Annotated in this window: 18 protein-coding genes and 1 tRNA gene; 11 read left to right on the top strand and 8 right to left on the bottom strand. The window is 59.7% G+C overall.

Translation table 11 applies throughout. The annotated features are described in order from the left end of the window. Position 1: 1 nt before the first annotated feature. The 5 genes from BUC24_RS19715 (at position 2) to BUC24_RS19695 (ending at position 4,705) form a co-directional block, all read left to right on the top strand. Entirely contained in the window at positions 2 to 1,345 is a 1,344-nt protein-coding gene (locus BUC24_RS19715; RefSeq protein ID WP_073220669.1) for a TadA family conjugal transfer-associated ATPase, read from the top strand. Between the two features lie 16 nt (positions 1,346 to 1,361). Next, positions 1,362 to 2,339, top strand: coding sequence for a type II secretion system F family protein (locus tag BUC24_RS19710; RefSeq protein ID WP_073220666.1), 978 nt, complete (start codon positions 1,362 to 1,364; stop codon positions 2,337 to 2,339). A gap of 10 nt (positions 2,340 to 2,349) precedes the next feature. Then, positions 2,350 to 3,291, top strand: coding sequence for a type II secretion system F family protein (locus BUC24_RS19705; protein ID WP_073220663.1), 942 nt, complete (start codon positions 2,350 to 2,352; stop codon positions 3,289 to 3,291). A gap of 13 nt (positions 3,292 to 3,304) precedes the next feature. After that, a complete protein-coding gene (locus BUC24_RS19700) occupies positions 3,305 to 4,306 on the top strand; it encodes a tetratricopeptide repeat protein (RefSeq protein ID WP_073220660.1) in 1,002 nt (333 codons plus the stop codon). 84 nt (positions 4,307 to 4,390) lie between these two features. Continuing rightward, on the top strand, positions 4,391 to 4,705 hold the full coding sequence (locus BUC24_RS19695) for a BON domain-containing protein (RefSeq protein WP_073220657.1): 315 nt from the start codon (positions 4,391 to 4,393) through the stop codon (positions 4,703 to 4,705). Between the two features lie 62 nt (positions 4,706 to 4,767). Here the strand turns inward: BUC24_RS19695 and BUC24_RS19690 are convergent, their stop codons facing one another. Genes BUC24_RS19690 through BUC24_RS26735 form a run of 3 tightly spaced genes read right to left on the bottom strand, consistent with a single transcriptional unit; the run spans position 4,768 to position 6,079 of the window. Further along, on the bottom strand, positions 4,768 to 5,535 hold the full coding sequence (locus BUC24_RS19690; RefSeq protein WP_073220654.1) for a GIN domain-containing protein: 768 nt from the start codon (positions 5,533 to 5,535) through the stop codon (positions 4,768 to 4,770). A 32-nt stretch (positions 5,536 to 5,567) separates the two neighbouring features. Beyond that, the gene (locus BUC24_RS19685) at positions 5,568 to 5,771 is read right to left on the bottom strand and encodes a hypothetical protein (protein ID WP_073220651.1); all 204 of its coding nucleotides are present in this window, start codon (positions 5,769 to 5,771) and stop codon (positions 5,568 to 5,570) included. 59 nt (positions 5,772 to 5,830) lie between these two features. Continuing rightward, on the bottom strand, positions 5,831 to 6,079 hold the full coding sequence (locus tag BUC24_RS26735) for a hypothetical protein (protein ID WP_143167597.1): 249 nt from the start codon (positions 6,077 to 6,079) through the stop codon (positions 5,831 to 5,833). Between the two features lie 9 nt (positions 6,080 to 6,088). On the opposite strand from BUC24_RS26735, the gene BUC24_RS27355 reads away from it, so the two are divergent. From BUC24_RS27355 to BUC24_RS19670, 3 genes are all read left to right on the top strand, one after another. Beyond that, positions 6,089 to 6,697, top strand: coding sequence for a PEP-CTERM sorting domain-containing protein (locus BUC24_RS27355; RefSeq protein WP_083599041.1), 609 nt, complete (start codon positions 6,089 to 6,091; stop codon positions 6,695 to 6,697). Between the two features lie 126 nt (positions 6,698 to 6,823). After that, positions 6,824 to 7,423 carry a hypothetical protein gene (locus tag BUC24_RS19675; protein WP_143167596.1) on the top strand — a complete coding sequence of 200 codons (600 nt, stop codon included), beginning with the start codon at positions 6,824 to 6,826 and terminating at the stop codon, positions 7,421 to 7,423. A 64-nt stretch (positions 7,424 to 7,487) separates the two neighbouring features. Continuing rightward, positions 7,488 to 7,781: a DUF5710 domain-containing protein gene (locus BUC24_RS19670; protein WP_073220645.1), complete on the top strand. Its 294-nt coding sequence runs from the start codon at positions 7,488 to 7,490 to the stop codon at positions 7,779 to 7,781. Positions 7,782 to 7,800: 19 nt separating this feature from the next. On the opposite strand, the gene BUC24_RS27120 is transcribed toward BUC24_RS19670, so the two are convergent. Next, complete coding sequence (locus tag BUC24_RS27120) at positions 7,801 to 9,663, bottom strand: polysaccharide lyase (RefSeq protein ID WP_218606522.1); 1,863 nt, start codon at positions 9,661 to 9,663, stop codon at positions 7,801 to 7,803. Between the two features lie 85 nt (positions 9,664 to 9,748). Next, positions 9,749 to 11,575, bottom strand: a complete 1,827-nt coding sequence (locus BUC24_RS19660) for a heparin lyase I family protein (RefSeq protein WP_178372585.1) — start codon at positions 11,573 to 11,575, stop codon at positions 9,749 to 9,751. A gap of 363 nt (positions 11,576 to 11,938) precedes the next feature. Here BUC24_RS19660 and BUC24_RS19655 point away from each other — a divergent pair, with 363 nt between their 5' ends. From BUC24_RS19655 to BUC24_RS19645, 3 genes are all read left to right on the top strand, one after another. Then, entirely contained in the window at positions 11,939 to 13,297 is a 1,359-nt protein-coding gene (locus BUC24_RS19655; protein WP_073220639.1) for a heparin lyase I family protein, read from the top strand. 199 nt (positions 13,298 to 13,496) lie between these two features. Further along, positions 13,497 to 14,567, top strand: a complete 1,071-nt coding sequence (locus tag BUC24_RS19650) for a type IV toxin-antitoxin system AbiEi family antitoxin (protein ID WP_073220636.1) — start codon at positions 13,497 to 13,499, stop codon at positions 14,565 to 14,567. Beyond that, positions 14,545 to 15,399 (top strand): nucleotidyl transferase AbiEii/AbiGii toxin family protein, encoded by an 855-nt coding sequence (locus tag BUC24_RS19645; RefSeq protein ID WP_073220632.1) that lies wholly within the window; start codon positions 14,545 to 14,547, stop codon positions 15,397 to 15,399. The genes BUC24_RS19650 and BUC24_RS19645 overlap by 23 nt, the downstream gene beginning before the upstream one ends. 84 nt (positions 15,400 to 15,483) lie before the next feature. On the opposite strand, the gene BUC24_RS19640 is transcribed toward BUC24_RS19645, so the two are convergent. From BUC24_RS19640 to BUC24_RS19630, 3 genes are all read right to left on the bottom strand, one after another. Further along, positions 15,484 to 15,559: transfer RNA gene (locus BUC24_RS19640), tRNA-Thr, on the bottom strand. A 28-nt stretch (positions 15,560 to 15,587) separates the two neighbouring features. After that, a complete protein-coding gene (locus BUC24_RS19635) occupies positions 15,588 to 16,079 on the bottom strand; it encodes a ClpXP protease specificity-enhancing factor (RefSeq protein WP_073220629.1) in 492 nt (163 codons plus the stop codon). Between the two features lie 88 nt (positions 16,080 to 16,167). Beyond that, on the bottom strand, positions 16,168 to 16,779 hold the full coding sequence (locus BUC24_RS19630; RefSeq protein ID WP_054265664.1) for a glutathione S-transferase N-terminal domain-containing protein: 612 nt from the start codon (positions 16,777 to 16,779) through the stop codon (positions 16,168 to 16,170). Positions 16,780 to 16,799 lie beyond the last annotated feature (20 nt).

Raw genomic sequence — 16,799 nt, 5'->3', positions numbered from 1 at the left:
CATGACCTTACGTGAACGCCTGAGCGCCGTCGATGACACGCGGCCCGCCGCCCCCACTTCCGAAACCTCGAACCATGCCTACCAGGAGCTCAAGAAAAATATGCACCAGATGATCCTGGACCGGATCGATCTGGAGCGGCTCAAGCGGCTCACCACGGAGCAGTTCAAGCATGAGCTGGCGCTGCTGATCCAGCGCATCATCGAAGAAGAACGCATCGTCCTAAATCAGCACGAGCGCCACAACCTGGTGCTCGACATCCAGCACGAAATGCTGGGCTTCGGTCCGCTCGAGCCCTTGCTGGTCGACCCCACCATTTCGGACATTCTGGTCAATACATCGAACAAGGTGTACGTGGAGCGGCGCGGCCGCCTGGAACTGACCGACATCACCTTCCACGACAACGCCCACCTGATGAAGATCATCGAGAAGATCGTTTCGCGGGTGGGCCGCCGCGTCGACGAATCGAGCCCCATGGTCGACGCCCGCCTGCCGGACGGCTCGCGCGTGAATGCCATCATTCCGCCACTGGCGGTGGATGGGCCGATCCTGTCGATCCGGCGCTTTTCCGCTGCCCCGCTGACGGCTGAAAATCTGCTCTCGTTCAAGAGCGTGACACCGCCCATGGTGCAGGTGCTGCAGGCACTGGGCCACTCGAAGATCAATATTCTGATTTCGGGCGGCACCGGCAGCGGCAAGACCACCTTGCTGAACCTGTTGTCCGGTTTCATTCCCGCCAATGAACGCATCATTACGATTGAAGATGCGGCCGAGCTGCAGATGCGCCAGCCGCACGTGGTACGCCTGGAAACCCGGCCGCCCAACATCGAAGGCAAGGGCGAAGTGTCGCAGCGGGCGCTGGTGCGCAATGCCCTGCGCATGCGCCCCGACCGCATCATCCTGGGCGAGGTGCGTGGGGCCGAGGCGCTCGACATGCTGCAAGCGATGAACACCGGCCACGAAGGTTCCCTCGCCACCATCCACTCGAACACACCGCGCGACGCCCTGGCCAGGCTGGAAAACATGGTCGGCATGGCCGGCGTGAACCTGACCCCGCGCGCCACGCGCCAGCAGATTTCGTCGGCCGTGACAGTGGTGCTGCAAGTGACGCGCCTGACCGACGGCGCCCGCAAGCTGGTGAGCATGCAGGAGATCACCGGCATGGAGGGCGAAGTGATCGCCATGCAGGAGATCTTCAAGTTCGAGCAAACCGGGGTGGCGGCCGACGGCAAGGTCATGGGCCACTTCTGCGCCACCGGAGTACGCCCGCGTTTTGCCGACCGCCTGCGCCTGTTTGGCGCCGCCGTGCCGGACGCCGCCTTCGATCCCGCCCGCGTGTACGAATAACCGCCAGGAGACCATGATGGATGCAGTGTTCTACGGCTTTACGGTCCTGCTGTTCGCAGCAGTCATCCTGATGATCGAGGGGGCGTATCTGTGGTGGTCGGGTACTCACGGCGGCGGCGCCAAGCGCATTGCGCGTCGCCTGCGGCTGATGTCGGGCGGGATGGATGCCAACGGCGAGAAGGTCTCCATCCTCAAGCAGCGCCGCTATTGCGACAACGACTGGCTGGACGCTTTTCTGCATCGGCGCCGCCTGGCCCAGGCCATCGACCGGCTGCTGCTGCAGGCGGGCTTGCGCTGGTCGGTTGCGCAGTTCATGGGCGCGGCGTTCGGCGGTATGTGCGTGGCGCTGCTGTTGCTGCAAATGCGGCCCGCGCCTCCGGTGGCGCAAGTGGTCATCGCGCTGATGTTCATGTCGGCGCCCTACGTGCTTGCGCGGCGCGCACGCACCGCGCGCTTGATCAAGATAGAGGAACAGCTGCCGGAAGCGGCTGATTTTCTGGCCCGTGCCATGCGCGCCGGGCATTCGTTTACCAATGTGCTGCAGATGGTTGGCTCGGAACTGCCGGAACCCTTGTCTGGCGAATTCCGTACTGCCCACGAGGAGATCAACTACGGCGTGCCGCTTAATGAGGCGTTATATAGCCTGGCCGACCGGATTCCGCTGACCGACTTGCGTTACCTGGTCATCGCCGTAGTGATTCAGCGCGAGTCGGGCGGCAATCTGGCTGAAATCCTGGGCAATATCAGCCATATCATTCGCGCCCGCCTCAAGCTGCTGGGCAAAGTGCGGGTGCTGTCGGCGGAAGGGCGCATGTCGGCCTGGATTCTGGGCTTGATGCCGTTCTGCGCGATGTTCTTCATGCTGATAGCGAACCCCAAATACGTCAGCGTGCTGTGGACCGACCCTACCGGGCAGACGATGCTGTGGTACGGCGCCGGCATGATCCTCATCGGCGTGCTGTGGATCCGCCGCGTGATTCACATTCGGGTATAAGGAGAACGACATGACGATTGCAAACGTGATCTTCCTGCTGGTTGTATTTGGCATCGTCTGCGGCCTGGCGATGATGGGCATGGCCGTCTTCGTGCCCGGTGCGATGCGTAGCCGGCTCGATCATTTTGGCGCCAAGACGGAAGCCGGTGCACTGCAAAGCGGCGATGGCTGGGTCGAAAAAATCGTCAAGGTCGCCCAGCCGTTCAGCAAATTATCGTTGCCGGAGGAAGGGTGGGAGCGCTCGGCCCTGCGCACGCGTTTCATGAATGCCGGCTGGCGCAACAGCGCGGCGGCACCCCTGTACTTTGCGTCCAAAACGCTGCTTGCTCTTCTGCTGCCCGGCATCATCGCCATGGTGCTGATGCACTACGTGCCCGCCATGCCGGGGCAGCGCTTCATGTTTTGTCTGCTCGCTGCCGCCGCCTTTGGCTACTACATCCCGAACGTGGTCCTGGAACAGGTGGCGCGCCGGCGCCAGCGCGAGATTTTCGAAATCATCCCCGACGCCCTCGATCTGTTGACCGTGTGCGTGGAGGCAGGCCTGAGCCTGGAGCGCGCCATGGTGAAGGTGGCAGGCGAAATTCACATCAAAAGCATGGTTCTCGCGCAGGAGCTGCAACTGGTGCTGATGGAAATGCGGGCCGGATTCACCAAGGAACGCGCGCTGCGCAACTTTGCCCTGCGCAGCGGGGTAGAGGATGTGGATACGCTGGTGGCGATGCTGATCCAGTCCGAGCGGTTTGGCACCAGCATGGGTACCTCGCTGCGCGTGCACTCGGATAATCTGCGCTCGAAACGGCAGTTGATGGCGGAAGAAGCTGCCGCAAAAATTGCGCTGAAGCTCTTGTTCCCTTTGATTTTCTTCATTTTCCCTACCTTGATGATTGTGCTGGTCGGTCCGGCGGCCATCCAGATCGGACGCACCATGGGCAAGATTGCAGGCACTGACTGAACTGGAGAGCAACATGAAACCCTCGCTCAAACGCATTGTCATCTTGTGTAGCGGCGCGCTTTTGCTTGCGTGCGCGGATATGGGTTACCGGATGCCGCAGTCCGACCCCGTGCCCTCGGCCGAGCATGCGTATCGGACCGGCCGAGTCCACCATCTGGCCCATCAGTTCGAGCAGGCCCGGGCGGACTACGAAGCAGTGCTGCGCGCGGTCCCAGGGCATGTCAACGCCCGCAACGGCCTGGCCGTGCTGGCCGCTGAAGCAGGCGATCTCGATGCTGCAATTGCGCTTTGGGAAGGCTTGACGGCGAACGCCGCCGGCGTCGACAGCGGTTACCTGCTGAGCAATCTGGGCTACGCCTATTATTTGCGCGGCGACCTCAGTTCCGCACAGACCGCGCTTGAAAGCGCCTGCCTGCAAGATCCTTTGAATGATCGCGCCTGGCACCATCTGGGCAATGTTTTGGGCAAGCTAGGGCAGCGCGAGCGGGCGCAAGCCATGTACCGTCAAGCCGCCGCACTGCGCGGGCACGATTTCAAGTCGGACTACGCGATTGCGGCGGTTGCCGGCGTACCAGCCATTGAAAAGGCGGTAAAGGTCGACAGCAATGAAGACACACGCTGGGCCCGCACCGAAATTCGGCAGGACCAAAGCGGCATGTTCGTTCTGGAGCGAATCGAAGCGGCGCCGCGCGAAACGCTGACGCTGGAGATCAGCAACGGTAATGGCGTGAAAGGCATGGCGCGCGCGGTGGCGCGCAGCATCGGCGCCGACCAGGGCAGGGTCGTGCGCCTGACCAATCAAAAAGGCTTCGGCGTGCGCCAGACGCGGGTGGAATACCAGGCTAGTTTCCGCTTGGCGGCCGAGCGCCTGGCCACGCGTGTTGGGGGCGTGCCCATGCTCATGCCTGGCGCGTCAGGACGTGCGGATATTCGCGTGGTTCTGGGACATGACCGAGTTGCCGCGAACAAGGCTGCTTTGGTCGCGGTCGAAAAGTCCCAGCCGGGTGCGGGTTAAGTCTGTTCGATTGGCCGAGATCAAACGCGTGCAAAAGCGTCACAGGACAATCAGTGGAGACTTTTACCCTTCAAGGAGCTCCACATGACGATCGCACGCCGTTTCACTGCATTTATCTCCAGCATACTCGTTGTCGCATTGGTTGCCTGCGCACCGACCGCCAAGCGCGAAGGCACGGGCGAATACATTGACGACGCCGTCATCACCGGCAAGGTCAAGGCGGCACTGGTGGCCGACCCGCAGCTCAAGGCCACCGAAATCAATGTCGAAACCTACAAGGGCACGGTGCAGCTGAGCGGCTTCGTCAGCTCAGCGGAAGACATTACCAAGGCCGTGCAAATGACGCGCGATATTTCCGGCGTCAAATCGGTGAAAAACGACATGACCGTCAAGCGCTAAGTACCCGCAAAAGAAAAAAGCCGCCTGGTCCGAGCAGGCGGCTTTCGTCATTGTGAGGTAACTTATTGCCAGGAGACGCTGCCCAGGCCGCGTGCTTCCGACGTGCGCGTGGCAGGCTTGCCGTAGACCGTGGCAGAACCCAGGCCGCTCAATTTCAGATTGGCGGTGGTTTTTGCATACACAGTGGCGCCGCCCAGGCCGGACATGTCGAGTACAACCGTATCGGCCATCAGTTTTTTGGCATCCAGACTACCAACGCCACCCAACTGCGCGCGCAGCAACTTGCTGCTGCCATTGACGGCAATTGCGCCTGCGCCACCGAGCTTCAGATCGACCTGGTCGGCATCCGTCGCGTTCAATGTCATGCTGCCGACGCCGCCAAGGCGGGCCACGATGCTGCGATAGTTGCTATCCAAATTCACGGCGCCTGCGCCTTCCAGCGAGACCTTGATTTCCGGGCCGGTGAAGCCTTTTACATCGGATGCGCCGACGCCGTTCGACACCAGTTGCGTCAGAGCGGGCATTGTCAGTTCGACGCGCAGCTCACCGCGCGACTTATTGCCAAAATTGATGCCGCGCGACTCGGTGTCGATGGTGATGGTTTCGCCGTCCTGGACCACGCTCACTTTTTCCACCAGACGACGGTCGCCAATGATGGTCAAGGATGGCGTCGGTCCCTGTTTGACGCGCAAGTCGACAATGCCGCCCAGCTTGATTTTGACCGCGCGCGCATCGATGGCGCGCTGCTGCGTCATTTGTTCATCTGCGAGCGCCGCGCCCGAAACTGCCAGCGTTGCCGCCATGACTGCCGTGCCGAAAAATTTATTCATTGCGCGCTCCGTAGATGATTGGTTCGTTGTGCTTAGTCGGCCAGTTGGGCTTTTTCGGCGGCCGTCAGACGCTTGGCGCTGACAGTGATGACGGTCATGGTGGGCGCGGCGCCGACTTTAACGACTTCGGGTGCGGCCAGCTTGCGCGGCTGTGCGCCAGCGGTAGCGAAGGTCGTCGTCGAGATGATGGCCAGGGCGGCGACGAAAATAATTTCCATGTTTTTTGCGATGTTCATGATGTCTTCCTTTGTGTAAGTCGTTTGGGTTGAGTGAACTATAGCCAAGCCCCATCTTGTCAACGAGCGGAATGCGATGGACTGCGGATTTGGCGGGCTGAAATGCGGAAAACGCCTGAGGAAGGGTTCGACGGCAAAGCATGGAATTTCAATAAAGAATCTTCAATTTCCTTGTCGAAATTCTTTACAGTACTTTTGCTGTCCTCTCGGCGATGGCAGAGCAAGTGCTTGATAACAAAAGATTTTTCCGATTTGCAATTTATTGGCATATTAATTGCTTCTGGTAAATCATCATAACTTTCATCCATGACGACACCATGAAAAAAACCATCCGCACTCTGTTGGCCCCGATCGCTGCTGCTCTGATGCTGTGCGCAGGCGCCAGCTCGGCAGCCACCCTGAGCAGCAACCTGAGCGTCGACAACGGCTACGTGATCTACATCTCCACGACCGACAACGCAGCGGGCGCCGCTTTCGGCAGCGCCAACAACTGGTACGGCACCTACAGCGACAGCACCGTCCTGACCCCGGGCGTGTCGTATTACCTGCACCTGTTCGCATACGACCAAGGCGGCATCGCCGGCGTACTGGGCGACTTCAGCCTGACCGGCGGCAGCCACAAGTTTGCCAACGGCGGCACCTTCATGACCACCAACACGACCGACTGGACCGGCAACACGACCGGCTTCAACGGCGCATACGGTGCTCTGGGCAACTTGGGCGTGGATGGTGTTGGTCCATGGGGCAACCGTCCAAACATCGACGACTCGGCTACCTGGATCTGGGCTGGCCACGCATGGGACAACGATGCTGCCTACTTCAGCACCAAGATCACGGCCGTACCTGAGCCAACCTCGATCGCCCTGCTGGGTCTGGGTCTGCTGGGCCTGGGTGCTGCCCGCCGCCGCGCCGCTAAAGCAAAATAAGTCAGCCCGCAAGCTGGTGCAGGAGCCCGCCGCGTGCGGGCTTTTTTATTTAAAAAATTGTATTGACGACAAGTTTGCGGATGCCGATACTGGGGATGTCTTTTCAACAACCCAAGGAGGTTCAGCGTGAAAATGTCATCCGTATTGATCTGCGCGTCATCCATGCTGGCAGCTTGCCAGACCATTCCCGATCTCAAGGACACCACCAATGCCACCATGCGTTTTCGGATCCACTACGAAACGCCGGGTCTGACGACGCCGCATGTGGAGATCACGACGGACACCTCCTTGCATGCCAACCGCTGCATCTTCGTGAACGAAACATTTGGCGTGGTGGCCAATGTGGCGGACTCCGGCGGGGTACGCTCGATCATTATTGGACCGTCGCAATTGTTCGACGCCGTGTCGGTGCGTACCAACCCCGGCGACATTGCCGCAATTCCCGGCCCGGCTGAACCAACCCAGACCAACGGCGATACGTTTCCCAATCCGGGCTTGCGGCCCAACACTGCGGTGGTGCAAGTGGGCTACAGCACCGTCAAAGCCTTCGATACTGTGACCCTGATGTCGGTCTACCAGTTCAAGGGCGGCGCCACCCGCGCATCGCTGCGAGCCACCGCGCGCAACTTTGGCTCGACCACCGGTGTCTCGGAGGTGTATCACTTTATTGTTGAAAAAGCGGGCAGCGACCCTGCGCGACAGCCTGGCATGAGCTGCGCGCCCTGACAGTGCCCGAATCATCGGTCCGGGCGGCTTATAATCGAACGATCATCCGCCCTGACTGTGATTCATGACCAATCCGCTCCCATTTGAACCACCGTACCAGGCGCTGTCGCCGGAGTTTGCGCGCGCCATGGAAGAACATCGAAGCGCACCATCGGCCACTAGCGTTGCGCCTGGCAAGGACAAGAGCCGGCCGGCTGCAGCTGCCCCAAAGGAAGGCGCGTTCTATCTCGTGGTCCCGTTTGCCGAAAAGGACGAAGCGAAATCCATGGGCGCGCGCTGGGATGCAGCCGCGCGCAAGTGGTACATTCCTTCGGACAAGGACCGCGAGTCCTTCAAGCGCTGGCTGCCAAAAGCCTGACCGGGACAGCCAGCCGTGGTCAAGGTGCGATTTCGCGCACGCTGAGCCACTTGAAGTCGACATCGTTCGCGTTATCCCAACGGAATACCGAGATCGGTCCGCCCCAGGTGATCGGGGCTGCATTCACGCTGCCGCCGCAATGGCTGGCATCGCCGCCCCAGTCGCCGGCGTCGACAAAGTCGTAAATCTTGCGCCAGCTGACCTTGTCGGCATTGTCGTTCAAGAACAGCTCAAGCCGCACCGCCGTTTTGCCATTGACAGGCGTGTTGCGCATCACCGCCTTGAAGCCAACCCAGCGGCCTTTGAGTGAGGTAGTGGCATTCTTGTAGGGCGCCTGCTCGTAGCTCACGTGCCAGGTTTCCTTCTGCCAGCGGGTGCGGCCATCGTAATGCAGCGCGCCTTTGTAGGAAGAACCTTCGCAGCCGGACAGATTGTCATTGTGCTTGCCGCCGCGGGCGTACCAGTCGAAATTGTCGCTCATGTCCGACGCCGCATTGAGCTTGACGTAGCCCGTCATTTCAATATTCTTCCAGTCATTAGCCGCCTGCATGTAGCCCTGGCGCGCCAGATCGTCGCGGTCGTAAGTGGCGATGCGGCCTGCGTTGTAGCCGGTGGAAGTGAACACCGACATGCGCACCTGATTCGATTTGATCTTCCACGAACCGTCCGCATTGCGGGTGATCGTGTTTTGCGGGTCGAAGCGGCTGTCATGCGTGGCGTCTGCTGCCAGCGCCCAGCTTTCGCCGCCCGGTTTGGACGGATTGAGCATGGTCACGCCAAAGACGTCCGTGCCGCCTGGCGGTGTTGTTGGCGGGATGGTGGGTGGAATCGTTGGGGGCGTTGTGCCCGGCGCACCGCCGCTGATGCGAGGCACCAGTGGATTGTCCCGCGCGTCTCCGCGCCGGAACATCAGGGGCGTGAAGTAGGCAACCCCAACGCCAGGCGCGGTATCGCCATTGCGCGCGGCATTGCTGCGCTCGTAGCCGTAGTGGAAGCTGTAATTCGCCGCGGCGCTTTCCAGCGTGGCCCCGTTGTAGCGGCCGACGAAGTTATTGTCCACGTACACTTCAAACAAGCCCTTGGCTGGATCGGTTGATGCCACTTCATGGAAGGTGAACTGCACCCAGCGGCCGCGTGCTTCCCGCACTGGCATGATTGTTTTGTAGTCGCATTGATTGCGGATGCCGCCTGGCATGCAGTACGACAAGCTGTCCCCATGGACTGCAATTTCAAACCATGTCTTCTTGGCGCTGGGCTCGAACACCTTGTCAAACTTGCGCTGGAACAGGTCGGCCCATTTGTGGTTCAGCGGGAAGTTCGCATCCAGGAACATCGCATACGTGACCCAATACTCGTCCCCATTCTTGACCACATTGTTGCGTGGGGCATCTTTCTGGCGCAAGTCTTCACGCGGATCGACGGAGACCAGTTCGGCGCGCGGTGCATTGTTGAGCGTACCTGGCAAGCCGCCGTCCACCGGGCCCAGCTCCATCCGGTACGCGGGAATGCCATCCGCGCCTGCTGCTGGCACCATGGTGATCGCGTCCGCGCGCGTGGTATCGGCCCAGCGGAAATACAGGTTGTGCCAGCCATCGCTATTGGGAATGTCCACGGGATAAGCAAAGGTACCCTTGATGTTGGGCGCAGCCGTACCGGCGCTGGTGGCCGTCTGATGAATCACGTTGCGCGACAGCGTCCAGCTTTTGCTGCCGTTGGAAACGGTGGTGCTGCTTTCCGGTGGCTGATAGTTGAACTTCATTGGCGTGCCCATCAGTACGGCGACGCCCTTGTTGCCAAGCGTACTGCCGGCGAAGGTAGGCGCGACGAGAGCCGCTGCCGCTGTCGCAAGCGCGAGCAGGCAAAGTGGTTTTGTCAGTTTCATAGAGTCTCGAAAGAGGAGGGCGCGACTGCGCCAGAAAGAAAATGACCGGCGTCCGTGTGGGTACGCCGGTCTGCACGGTGCGCGATTAAGGCATGCGCTGATCGCTGATGGTCACGTCATCCCAGTAGATACTGTTGCGTGGCACCGTCCAGCGGAAGTTAATGTTCTCAATGTTGCTCGTATGGCGATACATGCCGATCTTCATGTAGGCCGGATAGTTGTTCGTCATGTTGCGGGCGTAATGTTTCGGCCCGAACGGCACGTCATCGAGGAACGCTTCCATGAAGCCACTGGTGTCCTTGGCCCAACGGATGTGCGCGGTGAACTTGTACCAGCGACCTTTTTCAATCGGCTTTTCAGCAATCGCGGTCGTGTTGTTGGATGTTACCCAGCCGTGGTTCAGGGTGAAGCGCGGCACGCCGCCTTCGCCCGTATAGCGTAGCGAGGCCAATGGGCTGTGGCTGACGAAATTATTCCAGTCGCCATTTTCCGGACTGTCGTGCCATTGCATGATCACCATGCGCTGGAATTTGGGCTCGCTGCCGGTCCAGCACGTGTCGCAATAGTCTTTTGGAATCATCACGTAGCCCTGATACCAGGCCTCGTTGCCAACTGAGCCAAACTTGCGCGATACCAGGTGCACTTCTGAACGATTGCCGTTCGAGACCTTGTCTTCCGGTTGCACTGTGAACTTCATTGCCTTGCCAGAGCGGCCGCGGCTGCTCAGCTGGAAACGGTCGGACGTGCCATCGCTGCGCTTGACGTAGGAAGAACCCCATTGCAGGTCGGTTGGGAACTGATCGAAGTTCTCGTCCAGTACAGCACGCTCGTTGCTCGCGTTGGAGAAAGGCTGGGCCGGTGCATTGACCAGCACTTCCGGCTGCACGATGATCGGCGTGCCGGGGGCGGTACCATTAATCAGTGGCACCTGCGGCATGTCGAACACATCGTTACGGCGAATCATCAGCGGGCTGAAGTAAGCCACGCCGACGCCAGGCGCCATGTCGTTGCTGCGCGCCGCGTTGGAGCGGTAGTAACCGTAGTGCAAGGCATAGTTGGCGGTAGTGCTGTCGATGGTTGCACCCGTGTAGCGTGCCACGAAGGCATTGTTGGCATACACCTCAAACAAGCCTTTGGCCGGATCGGTCGACGCGACTTCGTGGAAGGTGAACTGAATCCATTTGCCGCGCGCTTCGCTCACGGTCATCAATTGCTTGTAGTCGCATTGATTGCGCACGCCGCCGGGCATGCAGTAAGACAGCTTGTCGCCGTGGACCGCAATTTCGAAGCCCGTCATCTTGGTCACCGCATCTTGCTTGGCGTCGCCGATGCGTTGGAACAGCGTCGCCCAGCGATGATTCAGCGGAAATTTCGGATCCAGATGCATCGCATACGTGACCCAGTAATCGTTGCCATTCTGGATGACGTTTTCGAGCGGCGGTTCTTTCAAGCGCGCATCTTCTTTCGGATCAACGGAGATCAGTTCGGCGCGGGGTGTGCTGGTGGCGCTGCCATCGGCTGGCGAGATTTCCATACGGTAGGCCGGCACTGGCCCGGTGCCACCCGTACCCGGCGTTACCTGAATCGCGTTGTTGCGCGTGGTATCGGCCCAGCGGAAGTACATATTCTTCCAGCGTCCGCCGGTGGTGTGGGAGACCGGCACTGCCCAGGTACCCGTGATATTCGGGCCGGCTGCGCGTTGGTGAATCTGGCCGTTCGGCACGGTCCAGGTACTGCCGCCGTTTGAAATGGTTTGATTGCCGCTTGGCGCGGTGAAATTGAACTGCATGGGCGCACCCATCAGCACCGACACGCCCCGGTTGCCGACGGGCGCCGCGCCCGTCACTGGCGCCACGGCCGCGGCCACTGCCGCGATGAGGGCGAAATTGCCTAACCTTCTTGTTATTTTCATTGCTTCTCCTGTTTGCATAGCGCAAGTGCGCGAACCAGGCGCTTGAATTGCCGACGTGTTACGTCGCCAGCATCAGGCCCGCAGTGAATGTAAAGGGGGCATATGTACCGATCACGCACCGATGGGCAATAAATTTGCCATCCGCGCGCAACACAACACCGTGGAGCGCACTTACGCCGAGCGGCCCTACACATCGCCTACTGATTCGAAACTTGCGTTCGCATCCACGCAACAGCGTGATTTTTCGATAGTTTTCGGTGTGACAATTCCGCCTGTTCTACTCCATTCCATCTTTCCAACTCCGCAGCCACAAGGCTGCGTTTGCGTGCGCCATCCCGGTGCGCGCCCTCAATCAAGGCTGATATGAATCTGCAAAAACTTGTGCTGTGCGCGGCTATCTCCAGCGCCTTCCTTACGCACGCGCCGTATGCGGCTGCGGCTGATATCCGGTTGGCAGCAGCCACTGTCGGCACCTTCACACCAATCCTTAAAGTAACCACGGTCAACATCACAGCGGGTGGCAGCGGCACCATCGGTCTGGATGTGGAGTCGCACGGCGGCTTTGCCGGGACCGTGATGGTCTCGATGGCCAGCATGAACGGTGTGTCGATGCCGCCAGTGGCGGTCAATGTGCCGCTGCGTCAGACTGCCCAGGCCACACTGCGTTTCAATGTCGCTGCCGGAACGCCTGCTGGCGACGTCAACGTGCTCGTCAAATATGATTCCGGCACACTGCACAAGAACTGGCCAGTGGTGGTGAAGGTGGGCGTGGGTGTGCCGCCATCGACAACCCATCGCCTGGTCTACGGTTATGTTCCGCCAGGCAGCCAGAATATCTATGGTGGCTCGCGCACATTCTGGTCCGTGCCGAATGCACAGATCCACCAGACATCCTGGGCACAGTCGCCCGGCAAGGCGCCTAATGTGCAGGGCAACTATGCCTACTCGGATGGCGTGTGGAATTCACTGCAGTGGCGTTGGGCCGATACCATGCGCAATACCTCCGTGACCACGGTGCCGAGTCCTGGCTCACCCAGCTATCCGTCGTATCGGTTTGAAGTCAAGCCAAGCGATCATGCGTCGCCGGGTACCGCAGGGGACCATCCGCGCGCGGAATTCTTCTCCGTCGATGGTGAAGAGGCGCGCCGCGGCCGTACACCACCGCGCCAGAATGTGGTCAAGCAGGGTGATGAATACTGGGCCACCTGGTCGATGTACCTGGCAGCGGATTTCCCTACCAACCATAAATGGGCAACGCTGTTCCAGCGTAAGTTCGACAACCTGGCCAATGCCAGTGTGACCAAGTCCTGGTTCAGCATCAACGCGCATGGTGACAAGCTGGACTTCGTGCTGCCTGGTTCTTGCCCGGTTAATTCCTGCGACTACAGCCAGAGCTATATCGCTTCGGTATCGTCCTCACGCGGCAAGTGGATGACTTTCAAGATTCACGAGAAGGTGTCGACGGGATCGGATGGCTTCTTCGAGCTGTACGTCAACGACCGCCTGGTACGCCGTCGCGACGGCGCCACCATTGAATCTGCCGCAGCCGACTACAACTTCCATTACGGCTACTACCGCGCCAACGAGCGGATGAATTCCGCAGCCCAGCCGCCGGGCACAGGTGTGGTGTACTTCTCGCCGCTGATGATCGCACGCGTCACGCCGATTAATGTTCCCGGCATGCAGTTTGGCCAGCCAAGCTTCGTTCCCGTGATGCCTTAGTCTCACCCTTCGCCGTGCTGACCTTCGTTGGCGCGGCGATCTTTGGCAGGATTCCCACACCAAGCAGGCATTTGCGTACTTTTGTTCAAGTTTTTCAGATGTTCACGGATCGTGAACAAAGAAAATATGAGTAATTGCGTTCATTATGGTTTAATGTTCACGGAACATGTACACTAAACTTTTATGAACAGGGGGCTGCATGGGCGCGCTAATCACTGGCGTTATTCTTGAAAGCGAGCTGCTTGAACACGCTCGTGCCGCCCTGCGTGAACGGCTGGACATTGAGACCGAGATCTCAAGCATGGGCCCCTATCCGGACTTACAGCGACGCCACGACGCTGAAATCGACCTGTTCGTGCAAGGCGAGCCGCGTCGTTATGCTGTCGAGTGCAAGACCTTCGTCGATCGACGCGATGTGGCGCAACAGGTAAAACAGCAACTCAAAAGTGTTGCTACGCCCGGCCTCCTGATTACATCCTATCTCAGCAAGGAAATGGCTGCGTATTGCCGCGACATCGATTTACAGTTCATCGACACACACGGCAATGCGTTTTTGAAGGGGCCGGGTCTGCTCGTGTATGTCACGGGGGAACGTCGAGAGACGGGCGCGAAACCCGGCCGTTCGACCGGCGCCGTTACGACGGTCGCCGGACTGCGGGTAGCGTTCACGTTGCTAACTAGTTCGGGCATGGTGGCGGCCCCTTATCGCGAAATCGCCAGCAAGGCTGGGGTCTCGCTGGGCGCGGTGAGCAATGCCGTGGAGGATCTGGAGCGGCGTGGTTACGTCATTTCGGGCGGAGCAGGGAAGCGCCGTGCACTATTGGAGCCGGAGAAACTGCTCGAAGAATGGACCCTAAACTATCCGATTCAGTTGCGGCCCAAGCTGAACGGCAGGCGCTACAGCGTGCCCAGCACAGACTGGTGGAAAGATGCCCAGTTGGACATGTCTGGCGCGGTGTGGGGCGGTGAAGTAGCTGCCCATCACCTTACCGGCTATCTGAAGCCTGCGACGCAAACCATTTACGTCGCCCCGGCCGCGCGCGGCGCTTGGTTGAAGGGACTTGTCACGACCTACCGCGCCAAGCCGGATCCGAACGGTTCGCTGGAAGTGCTGGATAAGTTCTGGGGCGAGGGTCTGGAATCGGGACCTGGTATCGCACCGTTTGCGCTGGTATACGCTGATTTGCTGGCGTCGCTTGATCCACGTTCTGCGGAGACGGCGCACCTGATGCGTAAGGAATGGACCAATGGCGACCTCAATCCGGCCTGAGCGGCCGCTCGACCCTATATTGCTGCAGGTGCTGCGCGCAGTCGCAGAAGAGGCCGCACGGGCGGGCATCGAGTACATGCTGGTCGGGGCGACAGCGCGTGACATCCTGTTGACGCATGTGTTCGGTCTGCCCGCGGGACGTGCTACCTACGACGTTGATTTTGCAGTGGCCGTGGCCAGCTGGGCGCAGTTCGAGCGCTTGAAGACAGGCATTTCTGCACGGCCCGGTTTCACCTTGGATTACACAGCAGCCCAGCGTCTCTACTACAAGGAAGACGCATCACCGCAGCGTTACCCGCTGGATCTGGTGCCCTTCGGTGCAATTGCCGGCGAGCAGAGTGCGATCGTCTGGCCGCCCGACATGGCCGTGGTCATGAGTGTGATTGGTTACGAGGACGTTTTGGCGTCAGCCGAAGAAGTGGAGTTTGCTCCTGGCCTGGTGGGCCGCGTCGCCTCGCTGCCTGGATTGGCGGTGCTCAAGCTGATCGCCTGGTCTGACCGGGGCCGTGGTAATCCCAAGGACGCACACGATCTGCTTCAACTAATGAACAATTATGCCGCTGCTGGCAATGAAGCACGGCTGTACGATGCGGAGTATTCGCTGCTGGAGGCGGCCGATCACGATCCGGACTTGGCTGGCGCATGTCTGCTTGGGAAAGATGTGGCGCGGCTAGTGAAGGACGAAACGCGGGCGGCAATCATCGAGCTGATAGACGGGCAACGAGATTTGCTGATACGCGCTATGGCCGGCGCAATCCGACATTCGGAGAACGCTCAGGAGCGTGTGGAAGCCAGGTTCCAACAATTTCGCAACGGGCTTTCGCTGGTTTGAGGCGATCTGCAAGTTCAAACAAAAAACCCAGGATTCGCCGCTTAAGCAAACCCTGGGTTTTCCGTGATTCTCTGCTACTAAGACTGGTGCCGACTGCCGGTTTCGAACTGGCCACCTGATGATTACAAATCAACTGCTCTACCAAATGAGCTAAGTCGGCGAAAACTTTTACTGGCCCAAATTATACGCTATTTGATGCGCGTAAGCGTCGGGCGTCCACCCTTTTTCGGCGGATCGTTGTTGTCGTCCGGGGCAGGGGCACTGTCTTTGGCTGGTGCTTCCGCCGGCGCGGTCGGGACCGATGCCAGCGACGGCACACTGGCCAGTGGGGCTTCCGGAGCAACTGGTGCCGGAGTTTCCGAGGCGGTGGTGCTTACTTCAAACGCCATGCCCTGACCGTTTTCGTTGGCGTAAATCGCCAGCACGTTTTGCACAGGCACGTAAATCTCGCGCGAGACGCCGCCGAAGCGTGCGTGGAAATGAATCGCGTCATTGTCCATCTTCAGGCCCGAAGTGGCGCCAAAGCTGATGTTGAGGACGATTTCACCCTTCTTGACGTATTCCATCGGCACCGTCGTGGCGGCATCGACCTTGACCGCCAGGTAGGGCGTGAAGCCGCTATCGGTGCACCATTCGTAAATGGCGCGCAGCATGTAGGGCTTGGTTGAGAGTTCGGACATGTTCTTCTGAGTGGGGGACAGCCTGCACACCAGTGTAAGGCCTTGCGCCGCAAGGCGCGCGCCGGTGTGCAGGCAGCCGGAACGGCTATTAACGACGCATGACTTTTTCGGACGGCGTCAGCGCTTCGATGTAGGCTGGACGCGAGAAGATGCGTTCGGCGTACTTCATCAGCGGGGCAGCGGTTTTCGACAGTTCGATACCGTAGTGGTCCAGGCGCCACAGCAACGGGGCAACAGCGACGTCCAGCATCGAGAACTCGTCGCCGAGCATGTACTTGTTCTTCAGGAACAGCGGCGCGAGCGTGGTCAGACGGTCGCGAATTTCCGCGCGCGCCTTGTCGTGGCTCTTGTCGTTGGCCTTGGCGCGCTCGCTTTCGAGCACGTGCACGTGCACGAACAATTCTTTTTCGAAATTGAACAGCATCAGGCGGGCGCGGGCGCGCATCAACGGATCGGCTGGCATCAGTTGCGGATGCGGGAAGCGTTCGTCGATGTATTCGTTGATGATGTTCGATTCGTACAGGATCAATTCGCGCTCAACCAGAATCGGCACCTGGCCGTACGGGTTCATCGTCGAAATATCTTCTGGCTTGTTGAACAGATCCACATCGCGCACTTCGAAGTCCATGCCCTTTTCGAACAGGACCAGGCGGCAGCGTTGGGAGAACGGGCACGTGGTGCCAGAGTAGAGAACCATCATCTTTATAGTTCCTTAGAAAC

The sequence above is a fragment of the Massilia sp. CF038 genome (genome assembly GCF_900129765.1).
Lineage (GTDB): Bacteria > Pseudomonadota > Gammaproteobacteria > Burkholderiales > Burkholderiaceae_D > Telluria_A.
The sequence above is the reverse complement of the archived record's forward strand: the minus strand, read 5'-3'. Positions and strand labels throughout refer to the sequence as shown.